This window comes from Streptosporangium sp. NBC_01639, from assembly GCF_045209755.1.
Lineage (GTDB): Bacteria > Actinomycetota > Actinomycetes > Streptosporangiales > Streptosporangiaceae > Streptosporangium.
The window spans coordinates 1,981,226-1,999,886 of the sequence record NZ_CP109272.1; the positions used below are offsets into that span (position 1 = coordinate 1,981,226).

The 18,661-nt window shown below is 70.1% G+C and carries 17 protein-coding genes; 9 read left to right on the top strand and 8 right to left on the bottom strand.

Features of this window, described 5'->3' with window-relative positions:
* Nucleotides 1–126 precede the first annotated feature (126 nt).
* A complete protein-coding gene (locus OHA77_RS08830; RefSeq protein ID WP_326821130.1) occupies nucleotides 127–948 on the top strand; it encodes a patatin-like phospholipase family protein in 822 nt (273 codons plus the stop codon).
* A 92-nt stretch (nucleotides 949–1,040) separates the two neighbouring features.
* On the opposite strand, the gene OHA77_RS08835 is transcribed toward OHA77_RS08830, so the two are convergent.
* Nucleotides 1,041–1,262, bottom strand: coding sequence for a DUF6158 family protein (locus OHA77_RS08835; protein WP_326821129.1), 222 nt, complete (start codon nucleotides 1,260–1,262; stop codon nucleotides 1,041–1,043).
* A gap of 137 nt (nucleotides 1,263–1,399) precedes the next feature.
* Between OHA77_RS08835 and OHA77_RS08840 the strand changes: the two genes are divergently transcribed.
* On the top strand, nucleotides 1,400–2,359 hold the full coding sequence (locus OHA77_RS08840; RefSeq protein WP_406317331.1) for a LysR family transcriptional regulator: 960 nt from the start codon (nucleotides 1,400–1,402) through the stop codon (nucleotides 2,357–2,359).
* Between the two features lie 77 nt (nucleotides 2,360–2,436).
* Nucleotides 2,437–3,876 (top strand): hypothetical protein, encoded by a 1,440-nt coding sequence (locus OHA77_RS08845; protein WP_406317333.1) that lies wholly within the window; start codon nucleotides 2,437–2,439, stop codon nucleotides 3,874–3,876.
* A 158-nt stretch (nucleotides 3,877–4,034) separates the two neighbouring features.
* On the opposite strand, the gene OHA77_RS08850 is transcribed toward OHA77_RS08845, so the two are convergent.
* The 3 genes from OHA77_RS08850 to OHA77_RS08860 all read right to left on the bottom strand — a co-directional run bounded on the left by OHA77_RS08850 (nucleotide 4,035) and on the right by OHA77_RS08860 (nucleotide 6,105).
* On the bottom strand, nucleotides 4,035–4,355 hold the full coding sequence (locus tag OHA77_RS08850; protein WP_326821126.1) for a helix-turn-helix transcriptional regulator: 321 nt from the start codon (nucleotides 4,353–4,355) through the stop codon (nucleotides 4,035–4,037).
* Between the two features lie 80 nt (nucleotides 4,356–4,435).
* Complete coding sequence (locus OHA77_RS08855; protein ID WP_406317334.1) at nucleotides 4,436–5,269, bottom strand: amidohydrolase family protein; 834 nt, start codon at nucleotides 5,267–5,269, stop codon at nucleotides 4,436–4,438.
* Nucleotides 5,270–5,526: 257 nt separating this feature from the next.
* Complete coding sequence (locus OHA77_RS08860; protein ID WP_406317336.1) at nucleotides 5,527–6,105, bottom strand: hypothetical protein; 579 nt, start codon at nucleotides 6,103–6,105, stop codon at nucleotides 5,527–5,529.
* Between the two features lie 425 nt (nucleotides 6,106–6,530).
* Between OHA77_RS08860 and OHA77_RS08865 the strand changes: the two genes are divergently transcribed.
* The 3 genes from OHA77_RS08865 (at nucleotide 6,531) to OHA77_RS08875 (ending at nucleotide 9,196) form a co-directional block, all read left to right on the top strand.
* A complete protein-coding gene (locus OHA77_RS08865) occupies nucleotides 6,531–7,712 on the top strand; it encodes an ROK family protein (protein WP_406317337.1) in 1,182 nt (393 codons plus the stop codon).
* 19 nt (nucleotides 7,713–7,731) lie between these two features.
* The gene (locus OHA77_RS08870; RefSeq protein ID WP_406317339.1) at nucleotides 7,732–8,223 is read left to right on the top strand and encodes a GNAT family N-acetyltransferase; all 492 of its coding nucleotides are present in this window, start codon (nucleotides 7,732–7,734) and stop codon (nucleotides 8,221–8,223) included.
* A gap of 358 nt (nucleotides 8,224–8,581) precedes the next feature.
* Nucleotides 8,582–9,196: a DUF4865 family protein gene (locus OHA77_RS08875; RefSeq protein ID WP_406317340.1), complete on the top strand. Its 615-nt coding sequence runs from the start codon at nucleotides 8,582–8,584 to the stop codon at nucleotides 9,194–9,196.
* 114 nt (nucleotides 9,197–9,310) lie between these two features.
* On the opposite strand, the gene OHA77_RS08880 is transcribed toward OHA77_RS08875, so the two are convergent.
* Entirely contained in the window at nucleotides 9,311–9,904 is a 594-nt protein-coding gene (locus tag OHA77_RS08880) for a TetR/AcrR family transcriptional regulator (RefSeq protein WP_406317341.1), read from the bottom strand.
* A 71-nt stretch (nucleotides 9,905–9,975) separates the two neighbouring features.
* On the opposite strand from OHA77_RS08880, the gene OHA77_RS08885 reads away from it, so the two are divergent.
* The 3 genes from OHA77_RS08885 (at nucleotide 9,976) to OHA77_RS08895 (ending at nucleotide 14,104) form a co-directional block, all read left to right on the top strand.
* Nucleotides 9,976–10,776, top strand: coding sequence for an MBL fold metallo-hydrolase (locus OHA77_RS08885; RefSeq protein ID WP_406317343.1), 801 nt, complete (start codon nucleotides 9,976–9,978; stop codon nucleotides 10,774–10,776).
* A 333-nt stretch (nucleotides 10,777–11,109) separates the two neighbouring features.
* Nucleotides 11,110–13,503: an ATP-binding cassette domain-containing protein gene (locus OHA77_RS08890; RefSeq protein ID WP_406317344.1), complete on the top strand. Its 2,394-nt coding sequence runs from the start codon at nucleotides 11,110–11,112 to the stop codon at nucleotides 13,501–13,503.
* 256 nt (nucleotides 13,504–13,759) lie between these two features.
* The gene (locus OHA77_RS08895) at nucleotides 13,760–14,104 is read left to right on the top strand and encodes a YbaB/EbfC family nucleoid-associated protein (RefSeq protein WP_406317346.1); all 345 of its coding nucleotides are present in this window, start codon (nucleotides 13,760–13,762) and stop codon (nucleotides 14,102–14,104) included.
* Nucleotides 14,105–14,108: 4 nt separating this feature from the next.
* On the opposite strand, the gene OHA77_RS08900 is transcribed toward OHA77_RS08895, so the two are convergent.
* The 3 genes from OHA77_RS08900 to OHA77_RS08910 all read right to left on the bottom strand — a co-directional run bounded on the left by OHA77_RS08900 (nucleotide 14,109) and on the right by OHA77_RS08910 (nucleotide 18,600).
* Nucleotides 14,109–14,984 carry a hypothetical protein gene (locus OHA77_RS08900; RefSeq protein ID WP_406317348.1) on the bottom strand — a complete coding sequence of 292 codons (876 nt, stop codon included), beginning with the start codon at nucleotides 14,982–14,984 and terminating at the stop codon, nucleotides 14,109–14,111.
* Nucleotides 14,985–15,007: 23 nt separating this feature from the next.
* A complete protein-coding gene (locus OHA77_RS08905; protein WP_406317350.1) occupies nucleotides 15,008–15,412 on the bottom strand; it encodes a hypothetical protein in 405 nt (134 codons plus the stop codon).
* Nucleotides 15,413–15,720: 308 nt separating this feature from the next.
* Nucleotides 15,721–18,600, bottom strand: coding sequence for a response regulator (locus tag OHA77_RS08910; RefSeq protein ID WP_406317351.1), 2,880 nt, complete (start codon nucleotides 18,598–18,600; stop codon nucleotides 15,721–15,723).
* Between the last annotated feature and the right edge of the window lie 61 nt (nucleotides 18,601–18,661).

Consider the following 18,661-nt stretch of genomic DNA (forward strand, 5'->3'; position numbering starts at 1 on the left):
GGCCCATGACGTTCGCCCAGGTGGAAGAGAGTGCCGAGGCGGTCGGGCGACCATGCGGGCGCGGAGCCGCGTAGCGAGAGGGTTTCCCGCTCTGGACTCACGGGGTGAGTGGACGACAATGGGCGCATGACGAAGACACTGGTGCTGGGTGGCGGAGGCGTGGCGGGAATCGCCTGGGAGGCGGGGATCATCACCGGCCTGCGGAGTGCGGGCCTGGATCTGGGAGAGGCCGAGGTGGTGGTCGGCACCTCGGCCGGGTCGGTGGTGGGGGCGCTCGTCGCCACCGGAGCCGACCTGGAGAGTTCGGTCGCGGCCTCGGCGGGCGCGGAGACCGTGACGGTCCCCGCGATCGACATGGAGCCGGTGATGGCCGCCTTCGGCATCCTGTACGACCCGTCCCTGCAACCCGGGGAGGCCCGGCGGCGGGTCGGCGAGCTGGCCCTGGCGGTCAGGGACAACGGTCACCGGATCGACACGATCGGCGACCGGCTGCCGGTGAAGGAGTGGCCGGACCGCCGCCTGCTGATCACCGCGGTCGACGCCGGGACCGGCGAGTTCGTGGTCTGGGAGCGCGACTCCGGCGCACCGCTGGTGTCGGCGGTCGCGTCCAGCTGCGCGGTCCCCTGCATCTTCCCGCCGGTGGAGATCAACGGACGCCGTTACATGGACGGTGGGGTGCGCTCGGCCACGAACGCCGACCTGGCGGCGGGCAGCGCGACCGTGGTCATCCTGGAGCCGTTGGCGCACGTCGCCCCCAGAGCTCGGTTCGAAGCCGAGCTCGCCGAGCTGGGCGACGCCGCGGTGGCCCACGTGGCCCCCGACGAGGCGGCCGTCGCCGTGTTCGGCGCCAACGTCCTCGATCCGGGCCTGTGGCGGCCCGCCTTCGAGGCCGGCCTCGCCCAGGCCCCCGCCGTCATCGACGTCGTGGCCAAGGTCTGGCAGGACTGATCTCCTCCCACGGACGGCCGCCCGGGGTCTCCACGCTCAAGGAGATTCGATGAGCGCCGTGGACGCCGGGCGGCCGTCCGTGATCGCGCCTCCTAACGCCGCCGTGCGCCGTCACGCAATCGACCGGGGTCGATGTCCCGCTCGGGATGGCGGCGCAGGTATTCCCGCTCCAGTTCCTCGGTGCGCGTGGTGTGGTTGGCGAGCGCGTCGCCGGAACCGTGCAGGAGCGCCTCGGTGCGGGTCGCGTGCAGGTGCCGCAACTCGCGGAGCATGTCGTCCTCTGTCAAGTCTGCCGGATCGATTCCCATGGTCATGAGATCTCGCTACCCCGTCACGACCTTTCCTCACTCCATGCTCCGTCGTTTCTATTAGAACGATTTCACTAAATTGAGTCATATTTCATGACTTATTTGCATTGCAGGCATAACGTGACGGCCTTACCTTTCCCGGTATGGACCTTGAGCTCCGACATCTCAAGATCGTGCGTGCGGTCGCCGAAGCCGGGAGCGTCACCAAGGCGGCCACCCACCTCGGGCTGGCCCAGCCTGCGCTGACCGCACAGCTCAAACGGATAGAGCGGGTGCTCGGGGGAGCTCTTTTCAAACGTGACCACAACGGCGCACGGCCCACTCCCCTCGGCGAGCTGGTGCTGTCCAGGGCGATGGTGCTGCTGCCCGCCGCCCGGGAACTCCAGGAGGAGGCGGTGCGGTTCGCCAACGCGGGCAGGGACGTCCCCAGCTACCGGCTGGGCGCCACCAACGGACCGATCCTGGGCGGGCTGGTGGACCGGCTCGCCACAGCGTGGCCGTCGACCCCGGTGAGCACCCACACCTCCTGGTCCTCCAGAGAACTCACCACGATGGTCATGCTCGGCCGGCTCGACTTCGCGCTCATCGGCGCCTGCGGGGAGAGCCCGCCTCCGACGGCCGGCCCGGTGGTGTGGCTGACGGTGGGCGTGGACCCGGTCTTCGTGCTGCTCGACGAGGATCACCCGCTCGCCCACCGCAAGGAGGTGGCGCTGGCCGAACTGGCCGGCGAGCGGTGGGCGGGCACGCCCGGCGACAGCTGTTTCGGCGACTGCTTCGTCACGGCCTGCGCCCGTGCGGGCTTCACCCCCCAGACCATCTACGAGACCGACGTGGCCACCTGCCTGCACCTGGCCGCCGTCGGCCGCGCCGCCGTACTGTGCAAGGCGACCTTCCAGCCGGCCCCGGGTGTGGCGATGGTGCCGCTCGCCGACGCGCCGCTGCACTGGCGGCAACTGCTCGGCTGGCATCCGGAGGCACCCGCCGCGCGGGTCGCGACAGCGGTCGCCGAGCAGGCCAAGGCCGCGCACGCCGACGCGGTACGGCGCAACCCGCGGTATACCGCCTGGCTGACCGGCAACCCCCGGTTCGGCACCTCTCCCTGACCTCCCCCACCGGTCGGCGCCGCCGTCCGGAAGGGGCGGCGGCGCCGTCGTGTCGGGAGGTCGAGAAGAATGGACGGATGAGCGAGCTTCTGAGGCTGAGCGAGGGCGCGGTGCTGACACACCTGGTCACCCGTGCCGAGCTGGCGGCCGGCGCCCTGACGGCCGTCGACGACCTGCGGCTGTGGGCACGGCTGGCCGACGGTGAGGGGCTGCCGCTGGCCGGGGGCGGGGTGGTCCGCACCGTGGTCGAGACGGGCGAGCCCTCCCTGACGGGACCGGCCGGTTGGCTGGCGGGGGTGGAGCCCGAGGACATGGTCGCGCTCCGCCTGCGCGACGGCGCGCTGGAGCTGTCCACCGCGACGCTGACCGACTTCCCCGCGGAACGGGCGATCCAGGTCGTCGAGGAGTTCGGCGAGCAGGCGCTGGAGGCGTTGCGCGCCTTCGCCGAAGGGCTGGAGCCCAGCCCCGGCGTCTCGATCGACGTGGTGGTCCTGGAGCTGCTGATGAAGGCGCCGGAGACCTTCGCCGATCCGCTCCCGCCGCTGGCCCCGCTGCTGCGCGAGGCCACGCTGGAGGTGCGGGGCGGACGGGTCGGCATCGTGGGCGCGCCCTGGGACACCGAGTCGGTCGCCGACCTGGCCCCGCTGGACATCATCAGGCTCGCGCTGGTGCGCAGCGCACTGCGCACCTACGACGAGGGCGCCGATCTGTCCAAGGCGGTCGCCTACCTGTCCCGGTCGGAGGCGGTGCTCGCGAGGATCGCCGACGAGGTGGAACGCGAGCCGCTGGGCCCCGGGTTGGTCGGGGCGCTCCCCCGTGACGAACCGGCCGCGCTGCTGCTCCTCGCCCGGTCGGCCGAGGGCGAGGGGCGGTCGTTCGAGGCCGCCGGGCTCATCACCGAGGTGCTCTCTCTCGCCCCGGACCTGGCCCCGGCCCAGCGGGACGCGGCCGAGTACGCCGCCTGCCGTACCGCTCCGGACGACCCGCTGCCCGTGCGGGCCGCGCATCTGTTCCGGCAGTTGCTCGCGTACGGCTACCGCCCGGCCCGCCGCCGCCTGATCGACGACCTGGTGACGCTGAGCGTCCGGGTGGCCGAGCCCGCTCTGGCCGACCTGGCGCTGTTCGAGAACGACGTCGTCGGCGAGTTCCTGGATGCGCGAAGCGACTGGCTGCGCGACGACGAGGTGCGGCTGCTGGAGTCCTGGCGCAGGACGCCGCTGCGCCTGTGGGAGGTCGTCGACGTCGCCGGAGACCGGATCACCCTGCGGGAGACCGGGGGTGACGGCGGGGAGCCGGTGACGCTGACCGACGAGCTGCTCCCCCAGCAGGCCCTGCCCGGCGATCTGATGCTGACCAGGCTGCTGGGCGACGGGGAGGGGCCGCGCGTGTTCGGCCACCCGTTCAAGGTGGACCCGGCACGGCGGGAGGAGATGCTCGCCCTGCTCACCGACCCGATCGACCCGTACGCGGTGGCCGCCTTCTTCAGGCGGGCCGGACGGGCCCCGGCCACTCCGTGACGGCCCGCCCGGCGCGGCGTCGCGGCCGGGCGGGCCCGGCGTCTCCGTGGGAACCCGGCGCCTCGGATGCGGCGTGCGGGCTTGGCACGAGCGTCGATCGGCGTGGCGTGAGCCCGGCGTTGTCGGAGCGGTTGCAGCGCGGGCCCGGCGTTTTCCGGTCAGTCGGAGCCCAGCACCGTGCCCACGATGCCGCTGAACGTCTTCCAGGTCGCGCGTTCGCCGGCGAGCGCTCGGTGTCCGGCGGAGGTCAGCTCGTAGGTCCGGCGCTTGCGTCCGGCGACGGTGCTCCAGTCGCTGCTGACGTGCCCGGCCCGCTCCAACCGGCGGAGCGCCGGGTAGACGGTCCCGGTGGGAAGGTCGAGGGATCCGCCGCTGCGGGACTTGAGGGTGGTGATGATGGCGTAGCCGTGCAGTGGCCCCTGCTCCAGCACCGCCAGGATCAGTGCGTCCAGTTGCCCGCGGAGCGCGTCGAGCTTCATAGAGTTACTCTACATGTATCGAATCTACCGGTCGCCGGAGTTCCCTACCTGGTCAGCGAGGTGCGGAACCTCCGGCGGGTTCAGGTGAGACCGTAGACGCGGGCGGCCACCTCGCCGAACACCCCGTCCCGCTCGGCGGCCGACAGGTGCGCGGTGAGCTCGCGGGCGCTCTGCAGCACGGTCTCGTACGGCGCGGCCAGCAGGCATACCGGCCAGTCGGAGCCGAACATGACCCGTGCGGGCCCGAAGGCGTCCAGCACCACGTCGGCGTAGGGCCGTAGGTCCCGGACCGTCCAGCCGCCCCAGTCGGCCTCGGTGACCAGGCCGGACAGCTTGCATGTGACGTTCGGACGGGCGGCCAGCCCGCGGATCGGCGTGGCCCACGGCTCCAGCTCACCCGAGGCGACCGGCGGCTTGGCACAGTGGTCCAGGACGAAGGCCACCTCGGGCAGCGCGGTCACGGTCTCGATCGCGGCGGGCAGCTGGTGCGGGAGGGTGAGCAGCTCGTAGACGAGTCCGGCCCGCCCGACGGCCGCGAGGCCGCGCCGTACGTCGTCGCGGCAGAGCCAGCGCGGGTCGGCCTCGCCCTGCACCTGGTGCCGGATGCCGCGCAGGTAGCGGCCCCCCGGTGCGGCCAGCAGCGCGGCCAGGTCGTCGGCCACCGAGGGCGCGGTCAGGTCGGTCCAGCCGACCACCGCCGCGACCAGGTCGTGCGCCTCGGCCAGGGCCAGGAACTCCGGCGTCTCCTCCGGCGTGGTGATCGTCTGCACGAGCACGGTGGCCGTCACCCCGGAGGCGGCCGCCGGCAGGTCCTCGACGCCGAAATTCCTCCGCAGCGGGGCCATCTCCGGGCCGGTGATCCACTCCTGGTCCCGTACGGACAGGTCCCAGACGTGGTGATGCGCGTCGATCATGGCTCTCCCCGGCGATTGGTCCGATCATTCAACCGATATAGAGGCTGTTCGACAAGCCTTACCCGACAGGACCGGCCATTGATCGGACCGCAAGGAGGGCTTCCTCGGGAGACCGGCGCATCCGCAGACGGGCCCGCGCGCTCGGCAGGCGGGCCCGCACATCATGGGGATCTGCCCGTCAGATCCGGACCGGCTGTCGCCCGCGCCGGGTCATCCGCGCGAGATCGACGAAGAATCCGGACCAGACAGGGGCCTGATCAGCCGCAGTGCTCCCAGGGCGAGCGGTACCAGGAGCCCGAGTAATCGTAATCACCGGCACCGTACGCGCCGCCCCATATGATGCATTTTCCCGCAGCGGAGGCCTTCACCGGACCGGCGTAATACTGGTAGTAATCGGCGTCGCGATTTTCCTGTGTGTTCCCCTGGACCAGGATCCCGGCCACGACTTTTTTGCTGTCCGGGCTGTCCTTCCAGGTGACCACGCAGTTGGTGGTGCCGTTGTACATCAGGTAGATGACGGCTTTGCCGAGGTCGTGCTTGTCGATCACGTGGTAGGAGCCGCCGCCGCAGGCCGCGACCGGCGACGACGCCGCCATCGCCGAGCTGCTCGTGAAGATGGATCCGGAAAACGCGACCATGGTGGCGAGCGTCAACAGGGCACCCTGTTTGAATTTGCGCACAGAAGTTCTCCTTACTGAGGATTGTTCGGTGTAGCGAAATCTTCCGCAGCCGTTCCGGCCCACCAGCCGGCAGAAATCGGCATTCGCACGCCTTTTCATTGCGGAGACCACAAAAAAGACGATCAACCGGGCCCGGCTCATGGCAGAGGTCGTCATGGCCCGCAGGCTCCGATGGCGCGGTCAATCAGCTACATACATGTTATCCATAACCAATATTCATTCGTCAAGATCTTGTAAATTCTGATTGCCGCTCGGTCGCTCACCGACTACCCTCGCCCTCGCCCTCGCCTGCGACGGCCTCCAGGCCGACCCCGCTCAGCACGCGTACTCCGGGGAGGCTCTTGGCGATACCGCGCATCTTCAGCATCCCGACGCGTCCGCCTCCAGGCGCTGTGCGGTTCCGACGACACTCGTACAGGGCGCATCCGCCGGCAACCGGCCGATTGCCTCCACATTGCGAGATGCCAAAGGCAACTTATGGCGATGGTCAAGCAAAAGTCGATGACATATAGGCATAATGGAGACATGGGCAAGCGTAAGCTGCTTTGACGCGGTGTAAACGAGGAGTGTTGACTGTGCGCATGCTGAGGGAAGCGAACGGTTCAATCGCCGGCGCGGGGGCGCTTCTGACGATCCTGCGTGACGGTCAGGCCCGGACCCGGGCCGAACTGGTGCAGCTGACCGGGCTGGCACGGTCCACCCTCGGACAGCGGCTCGACGCGCTGCTGAGCCAGCAGTGGATCGTCCCGACCGAGGAGGCCATCTCCTCGGGAGGCCGCCCCGCCGTCGCCTTCACCTTCAACCGCACCGCCCGTATCGTCCTGGCCGCCGACCTCGGCGCCACCCACGCCCGGGTGGCGATCACCGACCTGGGCACCGAGGTGCTGGCCGAGCGGGCGGACGAGGTGTCGATAGACCGCGGCCCCGTGGAGACGCTCACCTGGCTCCAGCACACCTTCGAGGACATGCTCGCCGAGACCGGGCACACCGTGGCGGAGGTCTGCGGCATCGGCGTCGGCCTGCCCGGTCCGGTCGAGCACAGCTCGGGCCGGCCGGTCAATCCGCCGATAATGCCGGGCTGGGACGGTTTTCCCGTCCCCGAGTGGCTCGGCGAGCGGTTCGGCGCACCCGTGCTCGTCGACAACGACGTGAACATCATGGCCCTCGGCGAGCACTGGGCCGCCCGCCCCGAGGCCGACCACCTCATCTTCGTCAAGATCGGCACCGGCATCGGCTGCGGCATCATCAGCGACCGCCACCTGCACCGCGGCGCCCAGGGCGCGGCCGGCGACATCGGCCACATCCAGGTGGCCTCGGCCGTCGACACCGTCTGCCGCTGCGGCAACCTCGGCTGCCTGGAGGCCGTCGCCAGTGGCGCCGCCGTGTCCGCCCGGCTGTCCGCCGCCGGGGTGGAGGCCTCCGACAGCCGCGACGTGGTGCGCCTGGTGCGCAGCGGCAACACCCAGGCCGTCCAGCTCATCCGCCAGTCCGGCCGCGAGGTCGGCGACGTCCTCGCGTCGATCGTGAACTTCTTCAACCCCTCGGTGATCGTGGTCGGCGGCGACATCGCGGAGGCCGGCGAGCAGATCCTCGCCGGCCTCCGCGAGGTCATCTACAGCCGATCCCTCCCTCTCGCCACCCAGCACCTGACGATCACCGCCAGCGAGCTCGGCGACCGCGCGGGGGTGATCGGCGCGGCCGTCATGGTCATCGAGCACGTCCTGGCGCCCGGCACCGTCGACCAGGCCGTCACCCGCGCCTGATCGTGGGATGCTGCCCGCCATGGACGCCGAACCGATCAGGACCCCACGGCTGATGCTCGAACCGCTGGCCGTGGAGCACGCCGCCGAGATGGCCGAAGCGCTCAGCGACCCGGCTCTCCACACATTCATCGGAGGCTCCCCCGCGACCGCCGAGCAGCTCCGCGACCGTTACACCCGCATGGTCGCCGGGCCGCCGGCCGGCGGTGACGACGCCTGGCTCAACTGGGTGATCCGCCTGGACGGTCCGAACCGCCTGGTCGGCTACGTCCAGGCCACCGTGACCTCCGGCCGGGCGGCGCTGGCCTGGGTGGTCGGCACCCCCTGGCAGGGCCGGGGCATCGCCGGTGAGGCCGCGCTCGCCCTCACCGGCTGGCTCGGGGAACACGGCGTGGACTCCCTCGTCGCGACGGTCCACCCCGATCACGCGGCCTCCTCGGCGGTGGCCCGCCGGATCGGTCTCGTCCCGACCGACGGCCGGGTCGACGGTGAGGTCGTCTGGCGGTCCGCATAGACGTGCGCGGCCGCGCCTCAGGTTGAAACGCCCGGCATATCACCCTGACCGAAGCTCTCTCAGAACCGTCTCGCACAACATGCCTGTTTTGCGAGGCTGCTACGCACGGCGACCTGCGGGAACGGGATCGACGGCCGCCGGAGCGCGAAACCCTGGCAACCGCCCCTGTCCGTGAGGGTCCACAGTTGCCCGGAAAGCCTCAGGATATGACTGTACCTACTAGTATGTATAGTCATCTCATAAGCACTGCGGAACGTCTCATCGCAAGCACTCGCGAACTGCTGTGGAAACACCGAGGCCGAACACTCCACCGGCTCTCTGCCCCACTGACCATTCACCGGGAAAGGCAGCACCCTTCGTGCACGCCACGCAATACGAGATCACCCTGCCCGCCGACTACGACATGAAGATCATCCGCAAGCGAGTGGCCGATGGCGGCCACGCCCTCGACGACCGCGCCGGACTGGGCCTGAAGGCGTATGTCATCCGCGAACGCGGCGTCGACGGCTCGCCGGTCAACCAGTACGCCCCCTTCTACCTGTGGAACGGCACCGGCCCGATGGCCCACTTCCTCGTCGGAGGCGGCGGATTCCAGAACATCATCCGGGACTTCGGCCGCCCCATCGTCCACCACTGGACAGGCATCGCCTGCCACGCCGGCCCCGCCCGTACGGCTCCTCCCAGGGCAGCCTCGCGCCGCCTCACCCCTGTGCCTTCCGACGCGGACCCGGACGGCACCGGCGTGGGCCTGTCCGCGCTGCTCGCGCGGGAGGCCGAACAGCTGCAACGGCTCTCCCGCCATGACGGCGTGCACACCGCCGCACTGGCCGTCGACCCCCACCACTGGCAGTTGCTGCGGTTCGTGTTGTGGGCGGACACGTCCGCGCCGGACGAGGACGCGACCGAGCGCTACGAGGTACTGCACCTGTCCGCCCCGGGCCTGGGCGACCTGCCGGAGGGACAAGCCTGGTAGTACCCCGGGCAGCCCGCGATCGCCGCCGCGGCGCGGGCCGCCTACCCCGACGGCTCGAACCTGCGGGTGCACTCGTCGGGCACCGTGCACGAAGTCGCGACCCGGGCGGAGGACCTACGAGGGCAGGAGGCGGGCCAGCGCGCGGCGGGCGCGGGTGGCGGCCAGCGGGTCGTGGTGCAGTTGTACGGCCTGCGCGGTGGCCAGGGCGACGCCGTTGAGCTCGAAGGCGAGCTGGGCGGGGTCGGTGCCGCGGGGAAGCTCGCCGGAGTCGACGGCTGCGCCGAGCTCGTCCAGGACGTAGGCCGACCATCGGGACAGAGCGGCGATGACGGCGTCCCTGACCGGGCCGGGGCGGTCATCGAACTCGGTGGCGACCGAGGTGAGGAAGCAGCCTCTGTGGTCGTCGGCCATGTAGTCGAACCACTCGCCGAACGCGCGCGCCAGCCGTTCGGCACCCGGTTGCGCGCCCATCACCTGCGCGGGCACCCGCCGGACGAACCTGTCGACGGCGGCGTCGAGGACGGCCAGTTGCAGGGCCTCCTTGGTGCCGAAGTGGCCGATCACTCCGGCCTTGCTCATGTCCAGCTCGCCGGCCAGGCGGCCGATCGTGACACCTTCGAGGCCGTCGGCCGAGGCCGCGGCCAGGGCGCACTCGATGATGCGGGTGCGGGTGGCGGCCGTTTCGACGACGGACTTGCGCGGGCTCATGATCCGAGCATAACCTACCGATCGTTCGTCAAAAACAGACGAACGTTCGTACTCTAAAGGAGTCTGCCGCCATGCGAATCCACCACCTCAACTGCGGATCCGTGCGAGAGATCGAGGCCACCTACAACGGACCGACGCCCGCGCACGCGGTCAACCACTGCCTGCTGATCGAGACCGACAACGACGGCCTGGTGCTGGTCGAGACCGGTCTTGGCCTGGACGACGTGCGCGACCCCGCAGGCACCCTGGGCGCCGACTGGGTCGAGATGGCCCAGCCCGTGCTCGACGAGCAGGAGACCGCCATCCGGCAGATCGAACGCCTGGGCTACTCCCCCGCCGACGTGCGGCACGTCATCGTCACCCACCTGGACGTGGACCACTGCGGTGGCCTGCCCGACTTCCCCCACGCCCAAGTCCACGTCATGGCCGCCGAACTCGACGCCGCGCTGGCCGAGGCGCCCAGCTTCCGCTACCGCCCGGCGCACTGGGCACACGGCCCCCACTGGGTCACCTACACCGTCACCCAGCCCGCCGAGCAGTGGTTCGGGTTCGACGCCGTGGCCGCGCAGGGGCTCTCGGACATCCTGCTGGTCCCGCTCGGCGGCCACACCCACGGCCACACCGGGGTGGCCGTCCGGGACGGCGACCGCTGGCTGCTGCACGCAGGCGACGCCTACTACTACCACCGCGAAATCCAGCCCGATCCCCACCCGCACCCGCTGCTCGACTTCGTCCAGACCTCCTCGGAGGTGCACCACGACCTGCGACTGGGCACCCACGCCCGGCTGCGGGAACTGGTGCGCGACCACGGCGACCAGGTCAGCGTCTTCAGCGCCCACGACCCGTGGGAACTGGCCCGCCTCACCGGCTGACTCCGGCCGGATCGACCACCCGCTCCCGGCGCACCCGATCCGCACGGGAACATCCCTGTCGAGCCGGGCCAGGGGTCATCTGGCGGCCATCGGCGCCAGGCGGCGTGCGCGATGGCGGGGATGCCGTCGGGCGTGGCGAAACAGGTGGCCAGACCGATCAGGAATCGAGAAGCGCCGGTCACCGGGCTACGCCTAGCGTGACTGCCATGGACAGCCGCGACCACGTCGACGACCGAAAACCAGACGTACTATCCAAAGCTGGTTAGATCGAGCCAGGCGACGCCGACGAAGACCGTGAAGACGGCCCGCGTAACAGATGGAGACACGTTGAGCATGACCACGAGGACAGATACGCAGTCGCCTGCGCCGTACATCGCCGGCAGCCACGATGTGGTCCGCTTGATCCGTGTGCAGGGCGCGCGCGAGAACAACCTCAAGGACGTCAGCGTCGAGATCCCGAAGCACCGGCTGACGGTGTTCACCGGCGTCTCCGGCTCGGGCAAGAGCTCTCTGGTGTTCGGCACGATCGCCGCCGAGTCGCAGCGGCTGATCAACGAGACGTACAGCGCCTTCGTGCAGGGCTTCATGCCGACGCTGGCACGGCCCGAGGTCGACGTCCTCGAAGGGCTGACGACCGCGATCATCGTCGACCAGGAGCGGATGGGGGCCAACCCCCGCTCCACGGTCGGCACCGTCACCGATGTCAACGCGATGCTGCGCATCCTCTTCAGCCGGCTCGGCCGACCGCACATCGGCTCGCCCCAGGCCTTCTCCTTCAACGTCGCCTCCATCAGCGGATCAGGTGCGGTCTCGTTCGAGCGCGGCGGGAAGAGTGTGAAGGAGCGGCGCGACTTCAACGTCACCGGCGGCATGTGCCCGCGCTGCGAGGGCATGGGCCGGGTCACCGACATCGACCTGTCCCAGCTCTACGACGACTCCAAGTCGCTCAACGAGGGTGCGCTCACGATCCCCGGCTACAGCATGGACGGCTGGTACGGCCGGATCTTCAGCGGCTGCGGCTTCTTCGACCCCGACAGGCCGATCCGCGAGTACACCGAGGCCGAGCTCCACGACCTGCTCTACAAGGAGCCGACCAAGATCAAGGTCGAAGGCATCAACCTGACGTACGAGGGCCTGGTCCCGAAGATCCAGAAGTCGATGCTGTCCAAGGACAAGGAGGCGCTGCAGTCGCACATCCGGGCCTTCGTGGAGCGGGCGGTGACGTTCACCTCCTGTCCCGAGTGCGGGGGCACCCGGCTCAGCGAGGCGGCCCGGTCCTCCAAGATCAAGGGGATCGGCATCGCCGACGCCTGCACGATGCAGATCAGCGACCTGGCCGAATGGATCCGCGGCCTCGACGAGCCGTCGGTGGCGCCGCTGCTCACCACGCTGCGGCAGACTCTCGAATCGTTCGTGGAGATCGGGCTGGGCTACCTCTCGCTCGACCGGCCGTCGGGCACGCTGTCAGGCGGCGAGGCACAGCGCGTCAAGATGATCCGCCACCTCGGCTCCGCGCTCACCGACGTCACCTACGTCTTCGACGAGCCCACCATCGGCCTGCACCCCCATGACATCCAGCGGATGAACGGCCTGCTGCTGCGGCTGCGGGACAAGGGCAACACGGTGCTCGTCGTGGAGCACAAGCCGGAGACGATCGCGATCGCCGACCACGTCGTCGACCTCGGCCCCGGCGCCGGTACGGCGGGCGGCACCATCTGTTTCGAGGGCACCGTCGAGGGGCTGCGGGCCAGTGGCACCGTCACCGGCCGCCATCTCGACGACCGGGCCGCCCTCAAGGAGAAGGTGCGGACGCCCACCGGCACGCTGGAGATCCGCGGCGCGACGGCGCACAACCTGCGTGACGTCGCCGTCGATGTCCCGCTCGGGGTGCTCGTCGTCGTCACCGGCGTCGCCGGCTCCGGCAAGAGCTCGCTCGTGCACGGGTCGATCCCCCGCGGCGCGGATGTGGTGTCGATCGGCCAGGGCGCGATCCGCGGCTCGCGACGGAGCAACCCGGCGACCTACACCGGGCTGCTCGACCCGATCCGCAAGGCGTTCGCGAAGGCCAACGGCGTGAAGCCGGCGCTGTTCAGCGCCAACTCCGAGGGCGCCTGCCCCAACTGCAACGGCGCCGGCGTCATCTACACCGACCTGGCGATGATGGCCGGCGTCGCCACCACCTGCGAGGAGTGCGAGGGGAAGCGGTTCCAGGCATCGGTGCTGGACCACCACCTCGGCGGCCGCGACATCAGCGAGGTGCTCGCGATGTCGGTGACCGAGGCCAAGGAGTTCTTCGGCGCCGGCGAGGCGCGCACGCCGGCCGCGCACGCCATCCTCGACCGGCTCGCCGACGTCGGGCTCGGCTACCTCAGCCTCGGCCAGCCGCTCACCACGCTGTCCGGCGGCGAGCGGCAGCGGCTCAAGCTGGCCACCCACATGGCCGATAAGGGCGGCGTCTACGTCCTCGACGAGCCGACCGCCGGCCTGCACCTCGCCGACGTCGAGCAGTTGCTCGGCCTGCTCGACCGGCTCGTCGACTCCGGCAAGTCGGTCATCGTCGTCGAGCACCACCAGGCGGTCATGGCGCACGCCGACTGGATCATCGACCTCGGGCCCGGCGCCGGCCACGACGGCGGCCGGATCGTCTTCGAGGGCACACCCGCCGACCTCGTCGACGCCCGCTCCACCCTCACCGGCGAGCACCTCGCGGCCTACGTCGGCACCTGACCGAGGCCCTCGCGGACACCGTGAGACGGGTTCTCACCTGTTTCGGCCCGTTCCGGCGAACCGGGAACGGGGCGTGCTCGACGGGGGCGGGCGGCTCCACCCGGTGGCCACGCATCCGCTGGGCGAGGAGGCGCTTACCGGGTCAGGGACGGCTCGCACTGCCGGACACCGAGATCATGGGCGGCAAGATGGTGGTCGATGCGCCGCTACGCTCGACATACCACTCATAAAGCAGTAAAGCGATAGAAGGAATCGAATGACGACATCTGGGGATAATTCCTGGCAGACCGGCGACCCGGAGATCGACCGCGCACTGTCCCAGTTCATGGCGGAGACAGCCGGGTTCGAGGAGGTCAGGCGCCAGATCGAGGAGACCAGGGGGCGCGGCGAGGGAGCGAACGGCCAGGTCACCGTCGAGGTCCTGGCCACCGGCTCGCTCGCGACGCTGCGAATCGATCCGCGCGCGATGCGGCTCGGCTCCGAGGTGCTGGCCGAGACGATCCTGGAGGCGGTCAGGCAGGCCGAGGAGGACGTCACGAACCAGATGACCGCCTTGACCCAGCCCCTCATAGATCCGTCATGGGGCGACGACCGCCGCTGACCGCTCACCGCTTGAGGATGAAGGCCCGCGGGGCGTGCGCGAGGGCGGACCGGAGCGTCGCCTCGTCGGATATCGATCCGGTGACACCGTTGTAGACCAGCGAGGCCGACACCGTGCGCCGGAAGAAGCGGCCCGCGTGACCGTTGCCGAGAAGCGTCTCGGTGACCTTTGTGGCCGGAATGAACTTGCGCACGTCGCGCATCGCCTTGATGCCGCCGTTGTAGGCCAGCTCGGCGGCGAAGTGCTTGGCCATGTACTCCGGGATCGAGCCGACGGGCTGGCCGCTGGCGACCGAGGACGCCACGTGCACGCCCGTCTTCACCACGGTCCAGACGACGGCGTCGGACACCGCGTCGAGCCCTTCGCGCACGAGGTAGGTGCCCACCTGATACTTGCCGATCCGCTTGGCGAGAACCATCTTGATGATTTTCTGAAAGATGGTCTTCTCCAGCTTCGCCCTGGCCACCAGCGATTTCATGGCCGCCTCCGCCATGAACCTCGCGGAGGGGTACAGGTAGCCGAACAGCATGGTGAACGCCATGGCGGCGAGCTGGGTACCGATGATCTTGAGCTGTTCGCGGTGCTCGTCCACCATCTCGGCGTACTCATCGCAACCATCGGCGAGTTCCCTCAGGTTCGTCACCATGACGGAGTAGCGAGGAGCGAGCTGATCCGGCCAGAGATCGGCGAAACGGTCGACCGTACGGCTGTCATTGCTCTTGCGCACCATGCTGACGCCCGCCCCCGTACGGCCGGCGATCTTCTCGATCGAGTCCGCGAAGGCCCGCAGGCTCTGCGCGCGGGCTCGGAGGTTGGACGTGTCGGCCTCGGGCACGCGCACGCCCGCGAACCAGGCGAGCGCCTGAAATGGATCCATCATGTCTGGACATCACCCATCGTGGCTCAGGCACCCGTCTTGGCAGGGGGAGACTCGGGAATCGGGGGGCTGGAAAGCTCGGCGATCGACGGGAGCGACGTGATGATGTTCTCTTCGAGCATGTCCCAGAGTTTCCTGAAGTCGCGCAGGCCTCCGGCCACCGAGAAACTCACCTCCGCCATGTCATTGATGGCGGAGGTGAGGGCGTGGAAGCCCTCGCCGTACCATTCGGCGAACGCCACGCCGTCCTCGTCGTCGCCGACGAGGCCCCGCGTGCTCGCCAGGTCCATGGCGACGGCGCTCTCGAGCGCGATGGCATCGCCCGTCTGATCGAACAACCTGGCCAGCTTTCGGATGGACGTCCAGTCGATGACGACCTGGTCGGCCGAGGCATTCCCACTCGAAGGGGGCGAGACCGGGCGGACGGGCACATACGGGCCGTAGGTGGGGGTCGGCGTGGCGCTCGGCGTCTCGGGCGAACCCGGGCCGGGCGAGGCACTCGGAGACGGGCCACCCGTGGGAGACGGACTCGGCGTAGGAGACGAGTCATCCGTGGGCGACGGACTCGCCGTGGGAGACGGATTGTCCCTACCGGTGGGACTGGGACTGCTGGTCGCTGCGGGGCTGGGCTCATCGGAGGCCGTCATCGTCATTCCCTCTTGCCGAACATCACTGGATATCACAACTGATGACAAAGGGATGTTACATAGCCAATGTTACTAATGTGTTTAATGTGATGCTATGCCCCGTTAATCATCACTTGTCCGCTTGCTAGGCGTGTCATCTCGTCGAACACCCGCTCCAGTTCCGCCGCCAGCTCCGACACGGCACTCATCGCGGGATCCTCCTCGACATGCCGGCACAGCTCGGCGGCCCGCACCGCGCCGACAGCCGCGCAACTGCCCTTGAGGCGGTGCGCGAGCGACCCGGCCCGCTCGAGACGCCCCGCGCCCACCGCCTCCTGCAGCTCGCGAAGGACGCCGGGCACGCTGGACAGGAACGCCTGCGCGACGTCCGCCACCTCCTCCGGCGACAGGCCCTCCAGCTCGGCCGGGACCTCCGGGCTCACCCAGACCGGGATCTGGCCGAGCACGTGCTGCCAGTCCACTGGCTTGGTGAGGTGGGCGTTCATCCCCGCCTCAAGGCAGCGGACCCGGTCGTCCGGCATCGCGGCGGCGGTCATCGCGATGATCGGTGTACGGCCGGGCCGCTCCTGCCGCCGGATGTCCACCGTCGCCGCCAGACCGTCGAGCACGGGAAGCTGACAGTCCATGAAGACCAGGTCGTAGTCGCCACCGAGGACCGCCCGCACCGCCTGCTCTCCGTCGCCGACCACGTCGACCCGGTGCCCGGCCTTGCGCAGGACGAGCCTGGCGACCTCGCGGCTCACCTCGTCGTCCTCGGCGACGAGGATCCGTACCGGCTCGGACCTGGACGCCACTTCGGCCATGCCGGACTCGTCGTCCCGGTCGGCCGTGGGCAGCGTGTTCTCGACGGCGGCGAGCAGGCGGCGGCGGCTGAGCGGACGGGTCATCGACTGCACGATCCGGTCGGGGGCGACGGACACGTCCGGCCAGGCCGATCCGGTCCGTCCCGGGGTGACCAGCACGACCACGTTCGTGGCGTGGAGCAGGGGGTCGGACAGGATGGCGTCGGCGAGCGAGACCGGCTCGTCGGCCTCGGGGACGGCACTCATGTCGAGGTCGACGACGGCCAGGTCGAAGGGGTGGCCGTCGCCGGCGGCGGCCCGCAGCGTCGCGAGCGCGGCCGTCGCGTCCTGCGCCTGCTCGGCGACGAGTCCCGCACCGGCCAGGATCCGCCCGGCCGACGCGCGGTCCTCCTGCCGCGTGTCGGCGACGAGGACCCGCCGGCCGCGCAACGCCGCGGAGGCGGGGGCCGACCAGGTCAGCACGTCCACCGGCAGGGTGAGGTGGAACCTGCTGCCGATCCCCTCCATGCTGTCCAGCCCGATCCGGCCGCCCATCAGCTCGGTGAGCTGCCGGCTGATGGCCAGGCCGAGCCCGCTGCCGCCGGTACGGCGGGTGATGGGCGAGTCCACCTGGCGGAAGACCTCGAAGACCCGGCTCCTGTCGTCGGGCCCCACGCCCACCCCGGTGTCGGTGACGGCGAACCGCAGCGTGACATGATCATCCCCGGCCGCACCCTCCCCTTCGGCCGGCTCCAGCGCGACCTCCAGGTCGACTCCGCCCTGCACGGTGAACTTCAGCGCGTTGCCGATCAGGTTGCTGAGCACCTGGCGCAGCCGTACCGGGTCGCCGACGACGTGCTGGGGCACGTCGTCGTCCAGGCGGAGGGTGAGCCAGAGCCCCTGCCGATAGGCCTGCGGAGCCAGCGGCGCCACGACCTCGTCGCACAACCGGGGCAGGTCGAACGGCACGGCCTCGGCCTCCAGCCGGCCGGCCTCGATCTTCGACAGATCGAGGAAGTCGTCGAGCAGGCGCAGCAGGTTCTGTGCCGACGCCTGGACGGTGCCCGCGTAGTGGCGCTGCTCGTCGTCCATCCGGGTGCCGAGCAGCAGGCCGTTCATGCCGAGCACGCCGTTGATGGGAGTGCGTATCTCGTGGCTGACCTTGGCCAGGAACTCGGTCTTGGCCACGGACGCGCTGACCGCCTCGTCCCGTGCCGCCGCGAGCGCCTCCGCGTACCTGGCCAGGGTGGCCTGCGCCCGGCGGCGGCCCCGGGTGGTGCGGATCTGCACCACCAGTCCGGCGACGATGAGAACCGCCAGCAGCGCGGCCACGGACAGCACCCGCATCCGGAGGGTCGCCGCCGAGGCCAGTGCCTCGGCGGTGGGCACCTCGGCGGTCACCGTCCAGCCGATGTCGGGAATGGGCTCCGAGGCGGACAGCACCGTGCCGTCGAATCCGGTGAACAGCGAACGGCCGGCCAGCGCGGCGTCCACCCTCCGGTCCTCCCGCAGGGAGGTGAGCGCGTAGACCTTCCGTCCGGGGTCTGCGACGAGCACGCCGGACTGGTCGGTGATGAGCAGCCGGATCCCCTGCGCCTCGGCCGCCTGTGAGGCGAAGTCCTGAATGGCGTCCAGGCTGTAGACCGCCGCGAGGATGCCGGGCGGCTCTCCGCCGTCGGCGGCCGGGATGGGCGCCGCCACCGCGACGGCCCTGGACACGCCCCGCATGGTGGGTGTGTACGCCTGCGACACGTGTGCCTGGCCGCGGCTGCGCACCGCGAGGTACCAGTCGGTGGTGCTCACGTCCTGCGGCAGCCCGCTCGGCGGCTCCGCGCCGATCATGTCGCCGTCCGGCCCGATGACGATCACACCGCTGATCCCGCCGCGCATGTGGGCCAGTTCCTTCAGATATCCGGACAGCGCGAGGCGGGCCGCCGACTCGCCGGAGATCACCGCCTGCCGTACCTCCGGCCGCTGGGCGAAGGCGCCGACCAACTGCTTGAGCGAACCCATCTGCTGCTCGACCACGACCCGGCTCACCGAGGCGGTGGTCTCCACCCGATCGCGCACCTCACTGCGGACGGCCTGCTCCGACAGAGTGATGCTGGAGGAGGTCAACAGTGCCAGCGGCAGCATGCCGAGCAGGATCCACAGCGCCGTGACGGCGAACAGCCCTTTCAATCTCGTCACCCCGCCTGCGGCTGACGCCGCCCAGTCCCCGTTTCAGGCCCTGATAGTAAAGGGATCGGAT

Excerpts from the sequence above, each read along its gene's own strand:
- OHA77_RS08855 (WP_406317334.1), bottom strand. The coding sequence starts at position 5,269 with ATGATCGACGCGCATCACCACGTCTGGGACCTGTCCGTACGGGACCAG.
- OHA77_RS08845 (WP_406317333.1), top strand. The coding sequence starts at position 2,437 with ATGAGCGAGCTTCTGAGGCTGAGCGAGGGCGCGGTGCTGACACACCTG.
- OHA77_RS08900 (WP_406317348.1), bottom strand. The coding sequence starts at position 14,984 with ATGATGGATCCATTTCAGGCGCTCGCCTGGTTCGCGGGCGTGCGCGTG.
- OHA77_RS08870 (WP_406317339.1), top strand. The coding sequence starts at position 7,732 with ATGGACGCCGAACCGATCAGGACCCCACGGCTGATGCTCGAACCGCTG.
- OHA77_RS08880 (WP_406317341.1), bottom strand. The coding sequence starts at position 9,904 with ATGAGCCCGCGCAAGTCCGTCGTCGAAACGGCCGCCACCCGCACCCGC.
- OHA77_RS08835 (WP_326821129.1), bottom strand. The coding sequence starts at position 1,262 with ATGACCATGGGAATCGATCCGGCAGACTTGACAGAGGACGACATGCTC.
- OHA77_RS08895 (WP_406317346.1), top strand. The coding sequence starts at position 13,760 with ATGACGACATCTGGGGATAATTCCTGGCAGACCGGCGACCCGGAGATC.
- OHA77_RS08840 (WP_406317331.1), top strand. The coding sequence starts at position 1,400 with ATGGACCTTGAGCTCCGACATCTCAAGATCGTGCGTGCGGTCGCCGAA.
- OHA77_RS08860 (WP_406317336.1), bottom strand. The coding sequence starts at position 6,105 with ATGACGACCTCTGCCATGAGCCGGGCCCGGTTGATCGTCTTTTTTGTG.
- OHA77_RS08865 (WP_406317337.1), top strand. The coding sequence starts at position 6,531 with ATGCTGAGGGAAGCGAACGGTTCAATCGCCGGCGCGGGGGCGCTTCTG.
- OHA77_RS08890 (WP_406317344.1), top strand. The coding sequence starts at position 11,110 with ATGACCACGAGGACAGATACGCAGTCGCCTGCGCCGTACATCGCCGGC.
- OHA77_RS08850 (WP_326821126.1), bottom strand. The coding sequence starts at position 4,355 with ATGAAGCTCGACGCGCTCCGCGGGCAACTGGACGCACTGATCCTGGCG.
- OHA77_RS08830 (WP_326821130.1), top strand. The coding sequence starts at position 127 with ATGACGAAGACACTGGTGCTGGGTGGCGGAGGCGTGGCGGGAATCGCC.
- OHA77_RS08885 (WP_406317343.1), top strand. The coding sequence starts at position 9,976 with ATGCGAATCCACCACCTCAACTGCGGATCCGTGCGAGAGATCGAGGCC.